Below are 13,811 nucleotides of genomic sequence, written 5' to 3'. Positions count from 1 at the left end.
AGCGCATGAAATCAATCGCGCTGATGCAATCGCAGGTAAGCTGGCTTCCATGAAAATACGGCGCAGTTGTGGCGGAATTTGTTTGTTGTCATACAAGTTGGTGGCGGAGGGGGATGTTAGTATTGACCGGGTCCAACCGATGGAATGACCGATGCACAACGACACCCCCCGCAAGCGCTCCCAGGGCCTGGCCCATGACATCGTGACCACGCTGACCCAGCGCATTCTCCTCGGCCAAATGGCGCCGGGCGAGAAGCTGCCCTCCGAGTCGGCCATCGTCGGCGAGTACGGTGTCAGTCGCACGGTGGTGCGTGAGGCGCTGTCGAAGTTGCAGGCGGCAGGGCTGGTGGAAACCCGGCACGGGGTAGGCACCTTTGTGCTGGCGCGGGACCAGCGCCAGGGCCTGCACCTGAACCACGACACCGCCGTCAGCGTGCGCGGCATCCTCGAGTTGCGCCTGGGCCTGGAAACCCAGGCCGCCGCCCTGGCCGCGTTGCGCCGCAGCGAGGTGCAGTTGCAGCATATGCGCGAGGCCCTCGATGACTACCAGGCCTCGCTGGCCAACAACGACAGCAGCGTCGAACCCGACGTGCGCTTCCATCAGTTGATTGCCCAGGCCACCGGCAACACCTACTTCACCGATGTGATCCAGCACCTGGGCAACTCGGTGATCCCGCGCACGCGCATCAACGCCGAAGAGCGCGGCAATACCGACCTGATGAAGCTGGGCCAGTTGGCCAACCTGGAACACGAGGCGATCCTCAACGCCATCCGCCGCCAGGACCCCGACGCCGCCCGCGCCGCGATGTTGTTGCACCTGAGCAACAGCCTGGAACGCATGACCGGCGAGTAGCAGGGGCATTTTCTTCAATACCCGGCTCGCCGGGGTGTTTACCGTGGCCCCTGTTCATCACCACAACAGGGAACCGCAATGAGCTTGATCCTTTCCATGGCCGCCTTCGCGTTGGCCACCTCCATCACACCGGGCCCGGTGAATGTGGTCGCCCTCAGTTCGGGTGCGCGCTTCGGTTTTGTCGCCAGCCAGAAACACGTGTTCGGTGCCGCCACCGGCTTCACGCTGTTGCTGGTGCTGATCGGCCTGGGGCTGCATGAAGTGCTGCTGCGCTGGCCCATTCTGACCCAGTTGATCCAGTGGGGCGGGGTCGCCTTCCTGCTGTACATGGCCTGGAAACTTGCGGTGGACGATGGCCGGCTGGACGCCGAAGGCACCGCAACGGCGCCGTCGATGCTCTACGGCGCGATCATGCAATGGCTGAACCCCAAAGCCTGGCTGGCCTGCGTGGCGGGCATGGGGTTGTTTGTCGCGGATGGCGACGCCCGGCAAGTGTGGCTGTTTGCGGCGCTCTACCTGGTGATCTGCTACCTGTCGGTAGCCTGCTGGGCGTACGCCGGCACGTTTTTGCGCCGTTACCTCGGCAACCCGCAGGGCGTGCGGGTGTTCAACCGTTCGATGGCCGCGTTGCTGGTGGCCAGTGTGGGTTATTTGCTGATGGCTTGAGCAAGTCGCGGTACTGCCCCGGCGTGGCGGCGAAGTGCTGCTTGAAGGTGCGCTGGAAGTGCGCCTGGTCGGCAAAGCCGGCGGCCAGGGCGACGTCGGCGATCAGTTCGCCGTTGCGCAATTGGGTGCGGGCGAACTGAATGCGCCGGTTCACCAGAAACGCATGGGGCGTCAAGCCGTAATACTGCTTGAAGGCGCGGATCAGATAAGACGGCGACAGCTCGGCCGCCAGGCAGATGTCTTCGAGTTTCAAGGCCTGGGTGCAGTGTTCGCGGATGTACTCGGCGGCGCGTTCCAGCTTGTGATTGACCTCCCGCACCGGCGTGTTCGAAGGGTTCAGGCGCTGCTGCACCTCGCTGAAATAACTCACCAGCATGCTCTGTTTTTGCAGGAGTTCGGCGTGCTCATCCAACAGCGTTCGGTACAGCTCGATCAGGCCGTTGTACAGCACCGGGTCGCGGGTATAGGGCGTATTGAACGGTCGATAACCCTGGTCGGTGCTGAAGCCCAACTGGTATTGCAGGTCCGTCAGCCAGGGCGTGTCGAGGTAGAGCATGTGATACGACCAGGGTTGGTCGTGGATCGGGTTGCACGCATGCACATCGCCGGGGTTCATCAGCACCACCGTGCCGGCGCTGATCTGGAAGGTGTCCGCGCCGTAGTGGTAATAGCTGCGCCCGGTGGTGATCGCGCCGATGGAGAAATGCTCGTGGGCGTGGCGGGTGTAGGTGACCTTGCGCCCATCGGCGATGGTTCGCGCTTCGATGAACGGCAAGCGCTCGTCGCGCCAGAAGCGCGGCGCTTGCGCGGGGTGAGTGGCGGTGTTCAGCGACATGGCGGCGGCTCCATCCCTCGGGAGATCGAGGGAGGATCATTGCACAGACTGCCGGGGCCGTCAGCCTAGAAGTCCCATTTAGTCGCCAGTTGCAGGCTGCGCGGTTCGCCGTAGAAGCCGGTGCCGAAGTTGCCCAGGCCCGTGTAGTACTTTTTATCGAACAGGTTCTTCACGTTCAGCGTGGTGCTCAGGTGCTCGTTGAAGCGGTAGCGCGCCATCAGGTCGACCAGGTAGTAACTGTCCTGGGTGATGCGTGCGTTCTGGCCGAAGTTGAGCGTGTCGTTCGGGTCGGGTTGGAACACGTTGCCGAAAAACTCGCTCTGCCAATTCACGCCGCCGCCCACGGTGACATGCTCCAGCGCGCCGGGCAGGCGATAGCTACTGAACAGGCGCACCACCTGCTGCGGCGTGGTGGTTTGCAGCACCGAGCTGTACACATAATCGTTGTTGGCATCGCGGGTGTGCTGGTAGGTGTAGCCGGCCGAGATGTTCCAGCCGTCCAGCACTTCACCCGACAGTTGCGCCTCGAAGCCCTTGGTGGTGGCGCCGGCAATCGGGCGGTACACCGAATCGGTCTCGAAGCCCGACACGTACTCGGCGACATTGTCCTGCTCGATGCGGAACGCGGCAAAACTGGCATTCAGGCGGCCGTCGTAGAACGCTGCCTTGAGCCCGGCTTCATAGGTGGCGCCCTCGATCGGGTCGAGCAGTTTGCGGTCGGCGTCCTTGCTGCTTTGCGGGCGGTAGATCTGGGTGTAGCTGGTGTACACCGACCAGGTGTCGTTGAGGTCGTAGACGATCCCGGCATACGGCGTGACCACGCCGCTCTGGCGGTAGGTGGTGCGATTGTCGGCCTTGGTCGGGTCATAGAAATCGGTGGTGTCGGTGCCGCTGAACGTGCTGACGCGCGTGCCGAGGATCACTGACAAATCGTCCGTGGGTTTCAAGCGCGTGGCCAGGTAGGCGCCGGTCTGGCGTTGCACGATATCGTTCTGGCCGCTGCGCGGGATATCCGGTTTGGCGTACTCGCCGTGCCAGTCGAAAATGCTGCCGCCCACGGCGGGGTAAATCGAACCGTAGACCGGCACGTCCTGCTTCGAGCGGGTGGCCATAAAGCCCATGATCAGCTCGTGCTCGCGGCCAAACAGGTTGAACGGCCCGCTGAGATTGACGTCCAGGGTGTTCTGTAACTGGTCGCCCTTGTACTTGCCCATGAACATGTACATGCCGTCGCCGCTGACCGGGTCCGGGTTGCCGCCGCTGGCGGAGGCGAGCAGGGTGTCGTGCTGACTGCGCTTGCGGTCGAGGCTGACCTTGAGCGACCAGTCGTTCGCCAACTGCTGTTGCACCGAGGCGAACAGCGTCTGGTTCTGGAAGTCGCGGCGGCTCCAGTCGGCCGCCGGGTTGAACGAGCGCGAGAAGTGCGTGCGCGAGCCGTCGCTGAAGAACATCGGGAAACCGGTCCAGCTGGCGCCACGGGAGCGGGTGTCTTGCTGGTCGATACCGAAGGTCAGCAGGGTGTCGGGCGTAAGGTCCGCTTCAAGGATGCCGTAGCCGATGTCCTTGGTGTGCTGATAGTGATCGAGATACGACTGGCGGTCCTGATACACGCCGACAAAGCGTCCGCGCAGATTGCCCGACTCGGTCAAGGGGCCGGAAATATCGCCTTCGGTGCGGTAGTTGTCCCAGGAGCCGAAGGTCTGGGTGACCGAGGCCTTGAATTCCCGCGTGGGCTTTTTGCGGATCAGGTTGACCGTGGCCGACGGGTCGCCGGAACCGCTGAGCAGGCCGGCCGAGCCCTTGATGATTTCCAGGTGGTCGTACACTGCCATGTCGGTGCTGGTGGTGCCGTAGTCGTACACGCCGTCATAGGTGGCGTTGACGCCGTCGTACTGGAAATTGGTGATCGGCAGGCCACGGCTGGAGAACTCCCAGCGTTCGCTGTCGTAGTTCTGCACGCTCACGCCGGGGGCGCGGCGCAGGGTGTCGGCGATGCTGTTGGAGCCCTGGTCGTCCATCTGCTGGCGGGTGATCACCGTGACCGACTGCGGGGTGTCGCGCATCGACAGCGGCAGGCCGGTGGCCGAGGCCATGACACCGGTAGTGTAGGCATGGGTGTCTTCGGTGATAGCGCCCAGGCCCTGGCCGGAAATCGTCGTGGCGCCCAGCTCCAGCGCGCCGCTGTGGGCGGGGATCAGCTCCAGCACGTAACCGTTGTTGCCTTGGGGCAGCGCCTGCAAACCGCTGCCCTGCAACAGGTGCTGCAAACCGCTGGTCGGGGTATAGCTGCCGTTCAGGCCGGGGCTGGTTTTACCGGCGGCGAGGCTGTTATGGCCGGCGATGAACATTCCGGACTGTTCGGCGAAGCTGTTCAGCACGGCGACCAGGGCGCCGCCCGCGATGCGATAACTGCGCGCGGCTTCCTGGGTCGAGGTCGGCTCGGCGGCGTACAGCGTCGGCGCGCCGAGGCAAAGCAGGGAGGTGGCCAGCGCCAGTGGGCGCAGCGCGAAGCGAGCAGGTTGCGGCATGGAGGTGTCCCTTTGGATCAAGTCGATCGGCGAGTTGAAAGCGTCTGCAGGGTTAACCGAACGAGTGTCGAAAAAGGGAACTGGCGGGTGAAATTTTTTACTGCGGCCCCACGCTGACCCACCACGGCATCGGCCGCTCGACCCGAATCGGCAGCGCGGCTTGCAGCAGGTGCAGGGCCTGGTCGCTGTCCTTGAGCGGGAACGAACCCATCACCGGCAACTGCGCCACGGCCGGGTCGCAGCCCAGGTGGCCGGGGCTATAGCGGTTGAGTTCGGCGATCAACTCGCCGAGCGGCAGGTTGTCCGCCAGCAGCACGCCACGGCTCCAGGCTTCACGGGCCGGGGAGGCGACGCTGGCGGTGTTGAAGTGGTTGCGGGTAAACGTCAGCTGTTGGCCGGTGTCGACAATCCGTGGGTGCGGGTTGAGTGTACTCACCCGCACCCGGCCCTCGAACACCGTGAGCTGGGTATGTTCATCGCCTTGCACCACGCTGAAGCGCGTGCCCAGCGCCTGCAGCCGGCCTTGTTCGGTGTCCACCAGGAACGGACGGTTGGGGTCCTTGGCGGTGTCGATCAACACTTCGCCAAAGCGCAGGCGCAGCAAGCGTTGCGCGGCATCGAAGCGCACATCCAGCGCGCTCAGTGCGTTCAACCACACATGGCTGCCATCGGTCAGCAGCGCGTCGCGGGTCTCGCCGTTGGCGGTTGCATAGTCGGCACTCCAGCCGCTTGCCAGGCGGGGCAGGGGGCTGTGGCGCCAAGTGCCCCAGGCCAGTGTCGAGCCGACACCCAGCACCAGCAGGGTCTTGAGCGTCTGGCGCCGCGAGCTGCGCAAGGCCCGGCTGGCGCCATGGGGTTGCTCCAGCAACGGCGCAAAACGCTGGCTGACGCGCTGCACGTACTGCCAGGCCGCCAGGTGCTCGGGGCTTTGCGCGACCCAGGTTTGCCAGCGCAACTGTTCGAGCGCACCGCCTGGGTCCTGCAGGCGCACGTACCAGTGCGCAGCCTGCTCCAGGCTGGCGTGGCTGAGCTGGCCGGGGCGGCTCATTGCACCAGCATCCCGTCGAGTTCGGCTTCCAGAATCGCGCAGTGCAGCAGGGCCTGGGCCATGTACTTCTTGACCATGCGCTCGCACACGCCAAGCTGTACGGCGATCTGCTTGTAGGGCAGGCCGTGCAAGTGCGCGAGTAAAAAGGCCTCGCTGACCTTCTTCGGCAGGCGCGCGAGCATCGTGTCCACTTCGTAGAGGGTTTCGACGATGATCGCCCGCTGCTCCGGCGACGGCTGCCGCGCTTCCGGGCGCTCGGCCAGGGTTTGCAGCCAGGCGCGTTCCAGTTGGCGGCGGCGCCAGTGGTCGATACACAGGCCACGGGCGATGGTGGCCAGGTAGGAGCGTTGGCCGACGTGATCGGTCTCGGCCAACGGGCGGCCGAGGATGCGGATAAACGTGTCGTGGGCCAGGTCGGCGGCATCCCAGCGGTCGTTCAGGCGCCGCCGCAGCAGGCCGAGCAGCCAGCTGTGGTGGGTGCCATAGAGGTGGGTGAAGGAGGTCGACACACTATCCATCCAGCGCAAAGGCTTTGGTGTAAATAAGAATTGCTCGCGATTAAACCAAAGCGTCGGGTTGTGCGCAAATGATATTGGTTTGCTTTTGGGAGGCTGTATCGATGGATTGAAGAAATCAGCTCGGGCATCAAGAACCTGGATACCCAGGCCATCATCTATTCACCCGTCGGTACCGGCACGTTGATCTCCAACCAGTGAACGCCTGAATCTCACAGCTGTTTCGACAGAAACACCCGGCTGTTGCCCTCGGGTTCACAGGCGATTTCGCCAAACCGCACCCAGCCGTTCTTCTCATAGAACCCCGGCGCCTGGAAGCTGATGGTGTAGAGCACGGCATTGCGACAGCCGCGGCGTCGGGCTTCGTCTTCGAAGGCGCGCAGCAATCGGCTGCCGATACCGGAACCGCGCAGGGTCTCGGGCAAGTGGAAGAGGTCGAGGAAGGCCATGCCGAATGCGCTCCGGCCGGTGATGCCGCCGAGCACCTGCTGGGTGTGCGGGTCTTTGACCAGCACGCTCAGCGGGCGCCGGTCATGGTAGCCGGTGGCTTGTTCGTTGAACGCCGCCAGGCCGTTGCCGAGGATGCGTTCGGCGTCGGGGTTGGGCTGGTCGCTGATTTCAATGAGAGGAGGCTGCATCGCGCTGGATTCCTTGTGGCCCGTTGTCCGACAAGCGTCTAGACAGTTCTTTATACGATTGAGTGTGGGCGTGATCAGGGTTTTTCGACCAATAAAGCGCGTACCTCCTCTTCCTGCAACTGCTTTTCCCTGGCTTCCTGGCGCGCCTGCTCCTCGGCGCGTTGCTTGGCCTCCCGGCGGAACTGGTCGACGGATAAGTTTCGGAGGTGCTCGATGTCCTGCGCAGTGGCACCGAATGCAACCGGCACCATGGCCATCAACGGGGCTGCGATCAAAGAGGAGGTCAACAAGCGGCTGATACGTGCCCTGGACATCAAAGCACTCCGAGTCAATTCGTGGTGCCTTGTTGGGCGCTGCAACAAGGATAAGTTCCCAGGGTGGCTTTAAAAGGCCATCACCATCTCATGCCACGCCATCCCGCCATGATCCGACGCCGACGGCTGCACGTAGCGGTAGCCCAGGCGTGTGTACAGCGCCACATGGCGGTCCTTGCACATCAAGTGAATCGTCTGCTTGCCCAGCGCGCGCATGCGCTGCACAAACTCGCGCATCAACGCGGTGGAATAGCCCTTGCCCTGGTGCGCCGGGGCGACCACCACCGACATGATCACCACATTCGGCGCCTCGGCCGCATGGCCGACCAACTCCTTGAACGCCTCATCCGACATCACCACCTTGTGGGCGCAGCCGCTGTTGATGAAGCCCACCACCTCGCCATCTGCCTCCAGGATCAAAAAGCCTTGCGGGTATTGGGCAATGCGCGTGGCGATCTTTTCCAGGGTCGCGGCTTCGTCGCCTTCGTAGGCAGTGGTTTCAATGTCGAAGCAATGGGCGGCGTCGCTGGGGAGGGCGTTGCGAAAGGAGAGGGCGGGCATGCGGTTTCCTCGGGGGGTAAGCGAAAGGCCACATGATAGCGGGGTGTCAATAGCGCCGCCATTGTGGCCTCTGGGTCGACGAGGATGTTCGGCCAGCGTGGTTTAACGGGGCCAAGTGACGGGGCTTGGTGACCGTCCAACTGCTGGAGGCCGGACTCGGTCAACTGTGGGAGCTGTCGAGCCCCAGCGAGGCTGCGATGGCGGCGGTACAAACGCCATCAAATCCACTTCACGCGCCAACTTCCAGTTCGCCAGAAACCAGAAAACCCGCCAAAGCGGGTTTCCTCAGCACTTACATCAACTCACCGCAGGCGAATCAAACCCACGCCGCTCCATCACCGTAAACACATCCGCCACATCCTGGACCATGATCCGGGCGGTGTTGGCGACGGTATTGATGTCGTGCTCGGCATAGTCGGACACTTTGGAACAGGCCATCAGGTGCAGGTAGGCGAGCGCGGCATTGAGGCGTTCGCTGGCGCAGGCGTGCAACTCGCTGAGCGGGGCGTCGCTGTCGATCAGCAGGACCGGGTAGTCGGTTGCGGTTTGGGACATGGGGGTGAAGCGGCGGGGCGGATTTTGATTGGTCATGAGGTTCGATTCTATTTGGGTAAAAAGAATCACCACCTTGCTGCTGCGAAACAGATTGGGTGGCAACTGTGCGCGGGTTCGCAGACCAGGAAGAATCACCCCCGGCAGACCCGAAGGTCTCCCACGCACAGCCGCCATAAACGAGGCGCAGGCGGACTTCGCCTGAGGGTCTGATGACTGTGCAGGTTGATTCTATTGTGTAGGGCTGCGAAACCCTGTCGCCGACCAATGCCAGCGACGGGGCGAACTATAAGGTGCGGTTAATCGAGGCGCAACCGACAGGCTGTTTCAAACTCCACCCACCAGCGTCCCCTCCGCCATCCGCCGCTTATACGCACTGTCCCGACTCGCCAACCAGAAATACAACGGCGACGTCACCACCAACCCCACCACCCACGACAAATCCGCGCCGTTGATGTGCTGCGAAATCGGCCCCACGTACAGCGGTGTGTTCATGAACGGAATCTGCACCGCGATCCCCACCGCATAGGCCAGCAGCGCCTGGGGGTTGTAGCGCCCGTAGATCCCGCCGTCCACGCGGAAGATCGATGCAATGTCGTACTTGCCTTTATGGATCGCGTAGAAGTCGATCAGGTTGATCGCCGTCCACGGCACCAGTACCACCAGCAGCACCAGAACCATGTCGACGAAGTGGCCGATAAAGTCTTTCGAGGCGAATACCGCGGCCACCGAACAGGCCGCGAGTACGATGATCGAGATCACGGCGCGGCTTTTCGCGGTGGGGATCCAGCGGTAGGCGAAGGTCTGCACCAGGGTGATGATCGACAGCACCGCACCGTACAGGTTGAGGGCGTTGTGGCTGATCACGCTGAGCAAGAACAGCACCAGCATCAATGGGCCGATGGCGCCGGTGGCGAGTTTGACCGCGTCCATGGTGTCCATGCCCACCGGGGTGGCGAGCACCGCGACGGCGCCGAAGATGAACGACAGGCTCGAACCCAGCGCCGAGCCCAGGTAGGTGGTCCAGAAGGTCGACGCGACGGGTACGTCGGCCGGCAGGTAGCGCGAATAGTCGGAGACGTAGGGCGCGAATGCGATCTGCCACAGCGCCGCCAGGGACACGGTGGCCAGCCAGCCGGAGAGGTTGAAGCTGCCGCGGGTCAGAAAGTCGCTGGTCTGTATATGGCTGAAGATGTAGCCGAAACCCAGCACGATCCCCGCGCCCAGTACCCAGGTGCCGATGCGGTTGAGTACGTGGATGAAGCGGTAGCCGATGATGCCGATGATCCCGGAACCGATGGCGCCGATCACGATGCCCACCGGCACGGGCACGCTGTCGACCACACCGTGCAGGGATTTACCGGCCAGCACGATGTTGGAGGCGAAGAAGCCGATGTACATCACCCCGGCGATCACCACCACCAGCAACGCGCCGAGGGAGCCGAATTGTGCGCGGCTCTGGATCATTTGCGGGATGCCCATCTGCGGGCCCTGGGCCGAGTGCAATGCCATCAGCACGCCGCCGACCAGGTGGCCGACGAGGATGGCGACAATGCCCCAGATCAGGTTGAGGTGGAACAGTTGCACGCCCAGCGCACCCGTGACGATCGGCAACGGCGCGATGTTGCCGCCGAACCACAGGGTGAACAGGTCTCTTACCTTTCCGTGGCGATCTTCCGGGGGCACGTATCCAATCGTGTGTTTTTCGATAAGCGGGGCGCTGGATGTTGCAGTGGTAACCATGACGAGCTCCAAGGCAAGGTGAGTACGTTGACGTACTTCGCTGTACGCCGCTCAGCGGCGCTTTGTTGTTGGAGCGATCATCTGCAATGGGGGCGGGGAGGTAAATTAGTAAGTTTGTTGCTATAGACCTTAAAAAAAGTATCTCGCGTGGCCACGCGCTCCGGTATGTTGCCCGCTTGTGTCCTGGGGCGAAGTCCCACATTTGCGGAGGGCCCGATGGCTGCCTATAACCTGCGCCAGCTCAGATATTTCGTCACCACGGCCGAGTGCGGCAGCGTCGCCGAGGCGTCGCGCAAGCTGTATATCGCGCAACCGTCGGTGTCCACCGCGATCAAGCAACTGGAAGACAGCTTTGGCGTGCAGTTGTTTATCCGCCATCACGCCCAGGGCGTGTCGCTCACCCCCAGCGGCGCGCGCTTTTATCGCAAGGCGCTGGAGCTGCTGCGGGTGGCCCACGAGTTCGAGCAGAATGCCCTGGCCGACAATGACGTGGTGGCGGGGCAGATCGATATCGGCTGCTTCGAAACCGTCGCGCCGCTGTACCTGCCGCGTTTGATCGCCGGTTTCAAGGCGCGCTGGCCGGGGGTGGAAATCCGCATGCGCGATGGCGAGCAGCAGGAGTTGGTGCAGGCGCTGACGGCCGGCAGTATCGACGTGGCGATGCTGTTCGAGCATGACCTGGGCGCGACCATCGAGACCACGCCGTTGATGCCGCCGCAGCAGCCGTATGCGCTGTTGCCGGCCGATCATCGCTTTGCGCAGCAGGCCAAGGTGTCGCTCGCGGACCTGGTGCTGGAGCCGATGATCCTGCTGGATGTACTACCGAGCCGCACGTACTTCGTGAGCATCTTTGAAGAGCGCGGCTTGACGCCGAACATCGTGTTCAGCTCGCCGTCGATCGAGATGGTGCGGGGCATGGTGGGGCGCGGGTTTGGCTTTTCGATCCTGGTGACCAGGCCGTTTACCGAGTACACCTATGACGGCCAGAAAGTCGTATGCCTGCCGCTGGCGGAAACCGTCACCGGCTCGGGCTTGTCGGCCGTGTGGTTGCGCCGCGCACCGTTGACCAAGCCGGTGCAGTTGTTCGTCGATTACTGCCGCGAGGAGCTGGCGCGTTTGCTCGCCTGATCGGCGCGCTCAAGCCTGGGCCAACAACGCATCGGCCCGGCTGTCCTGGGTCACGCAGGCGTCAACTCTGATCGGCGCTGGGATTACTCCTCGGGCCCGACATTCCGGATGTTCAGTTGCTTCAACCGTGCGTCGAGTTGTGTGCCGAAGTTGTTGACCGCCTTCAAGTGCCCCGGGCTGTAAGTGTCATCCGGACGGTCCGGGCGGAAGTGGACGGACAGCGGCACCACGTTGCCCGGCGGGTTCAAGTTGTTATCGAGGTAGGGCCTGCCGTGGCTCGGGTTCAGATCCTTGATGCCGTTAGCTTCTGCCACGTCAAAAAAGACATCCAGCGTGCGGTATGCATCCTCTTCTCTTACGCCCATGCGTATGCTTTCCCTGTCAGGTACACCCGCTTCGGGGCGCTGACGCAACTCTTCAGGCGGCGCAGCGTTGAGCGGGTTGTTCAACGGCGAGTGCGGTGGAATTCCTATCATGGTCAATACTCAAAGGCTGTTGAAGTGAAAACGGCTATTAGCCGTTTTCCTATGTGGGCCGCCTTCAAGTACGGTTCCATCAGCTGCGGGTAGCGATTGATGCAGGGTATGTCGCCGGCACAGCCGAGGGTCGTCAACGCAGCGCGTTCAGCATGCTGTGCAACATCTGATCGCACTGTGCCAACTGCGCCACACTCACAAACTCGTCCGGTTTATGCCCCTGGTCCATGCTGCCGGGCCCGCACACCACCGTGGGAATGCCCACCGCGTCGAACAACCCGCCCTCGGTGCCGAACGCTACCGTGCCGAACGCCCGCGAGCCACAAAATGCCGCGATCAACTCGGCCGCCTCGCTATGCTGATCGGTCATCAGCCCCGGATACGCCGACAGCTCGGTAAAGCGAATCGCACTCTGCGCGCTCACCGCCTGCATGCGCGGCAATACCTGCTGCTCGGCGTAGGCGCGCAATTCATCCGCCACCGCTTGCGGGGCCTGGCCCGGCAGCGCGCGGACCTCAAAATCAAACCGGCAGTCGGCGGGCACGATGTTCAACGCCTTGCCCCCGCCAATCACCCCGGTTTGCACCGTACTGAACGGCGGATCAAAGCGCGCATCCTGCTTATCGCGCAGCCGTTGGCCGATGCGTCCCAGTTCGCCGATCAATTCGGCGGCATGCTCGATCGCATTCACGCCATGGGGCGCATACGCCGAATGACAGGCCGCGCCATGCACATCGCAGCGCATCGCCAGCTTGCCTTTATGGCCGAGCACCGGCTTGAGTTCGGTCGGTTCGCCGATGATGCACAGCATCGGCTTCACCGGCCGCTGCGCCAGCACGCTGAGCAACGAGCGCACGCCCAGGCAACCGACTTCCTCGTCGTAGGAGAGGGCGATATGCACCGGCCGGCGCAACGTCGCTGCGACCAGCGCCGGCACCAGGGCCAGCACGCAGGCGATGTAGCCCTTCATGTCCGCAGTGCCCCGGCCGAACAGCCGGCCGTCGCGTTCGGTCAGTTCAAACGGCGGCACGCTCCACGGTTGCCCATCCACCGGCACGACATCGGTATGCCCGGACAGCACAATCCCGGGCACCTCCACCGGGCCGATGCTGGCAAACAGGTTGGCCTTGGTGCGGGCCTCGTTGTAGATCACTTCGCTGGCCACGCCGTGACTCGCCAGGTAATCGCGCACAAAGGCGATCAACTGCAGGTTGGACTCGCGGCTGGTGGTATCGAACCCCACCAGCGTCTGCAGCAATGCGCGGCTGCGGCTCATCGCTCGTCCCCGGCGACGCCATAGCCGGGCGCGTGGTCGGGGGCCAGGGCGCGGTCGATGTAGGCCTGCACTTGTGGGCGATAGGCGTCCCACAGCGTGTGCAGTTGGCCGATCGGGTTGGCGTCGGCCCAATCCACCCGCAGGTCGATGATCGGCCAGGTCAGTTCGCCCACCACCTGCAACGCGGCCGAATGCACCGGGCCGGCTTCGCCACCGGCGGCGATGGCGGCATGCATCGCGGCCAAGAGTCGCTCGGCCAGTTGGCCTTCGCCTTGCTCGAAGGCCTGGACCATCGCCTCGATCACTGCGCGGTCGGCGAGCATATTGCCGGCCGCGACGCACTGTTCGCCCGACACCGCGTGGTGCTTGCCGAGGGTTTGGCTGCCGCTGAAATGCACGCTGCGGCCCAGGTGATCGATCGCGGTCAGTTGGCGGTATTGGCTGTAGCCGTTGCGGGTCAGCGCCTGGTCGATTGCGGCGGCGGGGGCCAGGCCTTGTTGCAGCAGGTCGAGCACGTCCGGGCCGAGGGCCGGCAGCGTGATGTTCTGGGTCGCGACCGCACCGACACCCGGCCGCAGCCAGGGGCAGCGCGCGCCGACGGCGATGCTCGAAGAGCTGATGGCGATACCCAGTTGGCCGGTGTCGGCGCAACGGCCGACGATTGAAAAGGTCATGTAC

General features: G+C 63.4%; 15 protein-coding genes. 3 read left to right on the top strand and 12 right to left on the bottom strand.

The window, feature by feature from the left end; translation table 11 throughout:
• Positions 1-151: 151 nt before the first annotated feature.
• Both AC07W0_RS19025 and AC07W0_RS19020 read left to right on the top strand, forming a co-directional pair.
• Positions 152-853 carry a FadR/GntR family transcriptional regulator gene (locus AC07W0_RS19025; RefSeq protein ID WP_102617921.1) on the top strand — a complete coding sequence of 234 codons (702 nt, stop codon included), beginning with the start codon at positions 152-154 and terminating at the stop codon, positions 851-853.
• 78 nt (positions 854-931) lie between these two features.
• A complete protein-coding gene (locus AC07W0_RS19020; protein WP_102617920.1) occupies positions 932-1,519 on the top strand; it encodes a LysE family translocator in 588 nt (195 codons plus the stop codon).
• On the opposite strand, the gene AC07W0_RS19015 is transcribed toward AC07W0_RS19020, so the two are convergent.
• From AC07W0_RS19015 to AC07W0_RS18975, 9 genes are all read right to left on the bottom strand, one after another.
• The gene (locus tag AC07W0_RS19015; protein ID WP_102617919.1) at positions 1,461-2,354 is read right to left on the bottom strand and encodes an AraC family transcriptional regulator; all 894 of its coding nucleotides are present in this window, start codon (positions 2,352-2,354) and stop codon (positions 1,461-1,463) included. The two genes, AC07W0_RS19020 and AC07W0_RS19015, sit on opposite strands and share 59 nt — an antisense overlap.
• A 65-nt stretch (positions 2,355-2,419) precedes the next feature.
• Positions 2,420-4,882 (bottom strand): TonB-dependent siderophore receptor, encoded by a 2,463-nt coding sequence (locus tag AC07W0_RS19010; protein WP_102617918.1) that lies wholly within the window; start codon positions 4,880-4,882, stop codon positions 2,420-2,422.
• A 97-nt stretch (positions 4,883-4,979) separates the two neighbouring features.
• Positions 4,980-5,930, bottom strand: coding sequence for a FecR domain-containing protein (locus AC07W0_RS19005; RefSeq protein WP_102617917.1), 951 nt, complete (start codon positions 5,928-5,930; stop codon positions 4,980-4,982).
• Positions 5,927-6,448: a sigma-70 family RNA polymerase sigma factor gene (locus AC07W0_RS19000; protein ID WP_046488431.1), complete on the bottom strand. Its 522-nt coding sequence runs from the start codon at positions 6,446-6,448 to the stop codon at positions 5,927-5,929. The genes AC07W0_RS19005 and AC07W0_RS19000 overlap by 4 nt, the downstream gene beginning before the upstream one ends.
• Before the next feature lie 209 nt (positions 6,449-6,657).
• Positions 6,658-7,083 carry a GNAT family N-acetyltransferase gene (locus AC07W0_RS18995; RefSeq protein WP_046383802.1) on the bottom strand — a complete coding sequence of 142 codons (426 nt, stop codon included), beginning with the start codon at positions 7,081-7,083 and terminating at the stop codon, positions 6,658-6,660.
• Between the two features lie 74 nt (positions 7,084-7,157).
• Entirely contained in the window at positions 7,158-7,397 is a 240-nt protein-coding gene (locus tag AC07W0_RS18990) for a hypothetical protein (protein ID WP_046383801.1), read from the bottom strand.
• A gap of 69 nt (positions 7,398-7,466) precedes the next feature.
• Positions 7,467-7,958 (bottom strand): GNAT family N-acetyltransferase, encoded by a 492-nt coding sequence (locus AC07W0_RS18985; RefSeq protein ID WP_102617916.1) that lies wholly within the window; start codon positions 7,956-7,958, stop codon positions 7,467-7,469.
• 297 nt (positions 7,959-8,255) lie between these two features.
• The gene (locus AC07W0_RS18980) at positions 8,256-8,549 is read right to left on the bottom strand and encodes a hypothetical protein (protein ID WP_046383799.1); all 294 of its coding nucleotides are present in this window, start codon (positions 8,547-8,549) and stop codon (positions 8,256-8,258) included.
• A 288-nt stretch (positions 8,550-8,837) separates the two neighbouring features.
• Entirely contained in the window at positions 8,838-10,253 is a 1,416-nt protein-coding gene (locus tag AC07W0_RS18975) for a purine-cytosine permease family protein (RefSeq protein ID WP_046488423.1), read from the bottom strand.
• A gap of 216 nt (positions 10,254-10,469) precedes the next feature.
• Between AC07W0_RS18975 and AC07W0_RS18970 the strand changes: the two genes are divergently transcribed.
• Positions 10,470-11,381 (top strand): LysR substrate-binding domain-containing protein, encoded by a 912-nt coding sequence (locus tag AC07W0_RS18970; RefSeq protein WP_046383797.1) that lies wholly within the window; start codon positions 10,470-10,472, stop codon positions 11,379-11,381.
• Positions 11,382-11,464: 83 nt separating this feature from the next.
• On the opposite strand, the gene AC07W0_RS18965 is transcribed toward AC07W0_RS18970, so the two are convergent.
• The 3 genes from AC07W0_RS18965 to AC07W0_RS18955 all read right to left on the bottom strand — a co-directional run bounded on the left by AC07W0_RS18965 (position 11,465) and on the right by AC07W0_RS18955 (position 13,807).
• On the bottom strand, positions 11,465-11,857 hold the full coding sequence (locus AC07W0_RS18965) for a hypothetical protein (RefSeq protein ID WP_141123522.1): 393 nt from the start codon (positions 11,855-11,857) through the stop codon (positions 11,465-11,467).
• Between the two features lie 133 nt (positions 11,858-11,990).
• Positions 11,991-13,133 carry an acetylornithine deacetylase gene (gene argE / locus AC07W0_RS18960; protein WP_102617915.1) on the bottom strand — a complete coding sequence of 381 codons (1,143 nt, stop codon included), beginning with the start codon at positions 13,131-13,133 and terminating at the stop codon, positions 11,991-11,993.
• Positions 13,130-13,807 (bottom strand): DUF1028 domain-containing protein, encoded by a 678-nt coding sequence (locus AC07W0_RS18955; RefSeq protein WP_046488416.1) that lies wholly within the window; start codon positions 13,805-13,807, stop codon positions 13,130-13,132. The genes argE and AC07W0_RS18955 overlap by 4 nt, the downstream gene beginning before the upstream one ends.
• Between the last annotated feature and the right edge of the window lie 4 nt (positions 13,808-13,811).

It is taken from the genome of Pseudomonas sp. GW704-F2, from assembly GCF_059423025.1.
The sequence above is the reverse complement of the archived record's forward strand: the minus strand, read 5'-3'. Positions and strand labels throughout refer to the sequence as shown.

Excerpts from the sequence above, each read along its gene's own strand:
- AC07W0_RS18965 (WP_141123522.1), bottom strand. The coding sequence starts at position 11,857 with ATGATAGGAATTCCACCGCACTCGCCGTTGAACAACCCGCTCAACGCT.
- AC07W0_RS19000 (WP_046488431.1), bottom strand. The coding sequence starts at position 6,448 with ATGGATAGTGTGTCGACCTCCTTCACCCACCTCTATGGCACCCACCAC.
- AC07W0_RS18980 (WP_046383799.1), bottom strand. The coding sequence starts at position 8,549 with ATGACCAATCAAAATCCGCCCCGCCGCTTCACCCCCATGTCCCAAACC.
- AC07W0_RS18975 (WP_046488423.1), bottom strand. The coding sequence starts at position 10,253 with ATGGTTACCACTGCAACATCCAGCGCCCCGCTTATCGAAAAACACACG.
- AC07W0_RS18995 (WP_046383802.1), bottom strand. The coding sequence starts at position 7,083 with ATGCAGCCTCCTCTCATTGAAATCAGCGACCAGCCCAACCCCGACGCC.
- AC07W0_RS19005 (WP_102617917.1), bottom strand. The coding sequence starts at position 5,930 with ATGAGCCGCCCCGGCCAGCTCAGCCACGCCAGCCTGGAGCAGGCTGCG.
- AC07W0_RS19010 (WP_102617918.1), bottom strand. The coding sequence starts at position 4,882 with ATGCCGCAACCTGCTCGCTTCGCGCTGCGCCCACTGGCGCTGGCCACC.
- AC07W0_RS19015 (WP_102617919.1), bottom strand. The coding sequence starts at position 2,354 with ATGTCGCTGAACACCGCCACTCACCCCGCGCAAGCGCCGCGCTTCTGG.
- AC07W0_RS18985 (WP_102617916.1), bottom strand. The coding sequence starts at position 7,958 with ATGCCCGCCCTCTCCTTTCGCAACGCCCTCCCCAGCGACGCCGCCCAT.
- AC07W0_RS18955 (WP_046488416.1), bottom strand. The coding sequence starts at position 13,807 with ATGACCTTTTCAATCGTCGGCCGTTGCGCCGACACCGGCCAACTGGGT.
- AC07W0_RS19020 (WP_102617920.1), top strand. The coding sequence starts at position 932 with ATGAGCTTGATCCTTTCCATGGCCGCCTTCGCGTTGGCCACCTCCATC.
- AC07W0_RS18970 (WP_046383797.1), top strand. The coding sequence starts at position 10,470 with ATGGCTGCCTATAACCTGCGCCAGCTCAGATATTTCGTCACCACGGCC.
- argE (WP_102617915.1), bottom strand. The coding sequence starts at position 13,133 with ATGAGCCGCAGCCGCGCATTGCTGCAGACGCTGGTGGGGTTCGATACC.
- AC07W0_RS18990 (WP_046383801.1), bottom strand. The coding sequence starts at position 7,397 with ATGTCCAGGGCACGTATCAGCCGCTTGTTGACCTCCTCTTTGATCGCA.
- AC07W0_RS19025 (WP_102617921.1), top strand. The coding sequence starts at position 152 with ATGCACAACGACACCCCCCGCAAGCGCTCCCAGGGCCTGGCCCATGAC.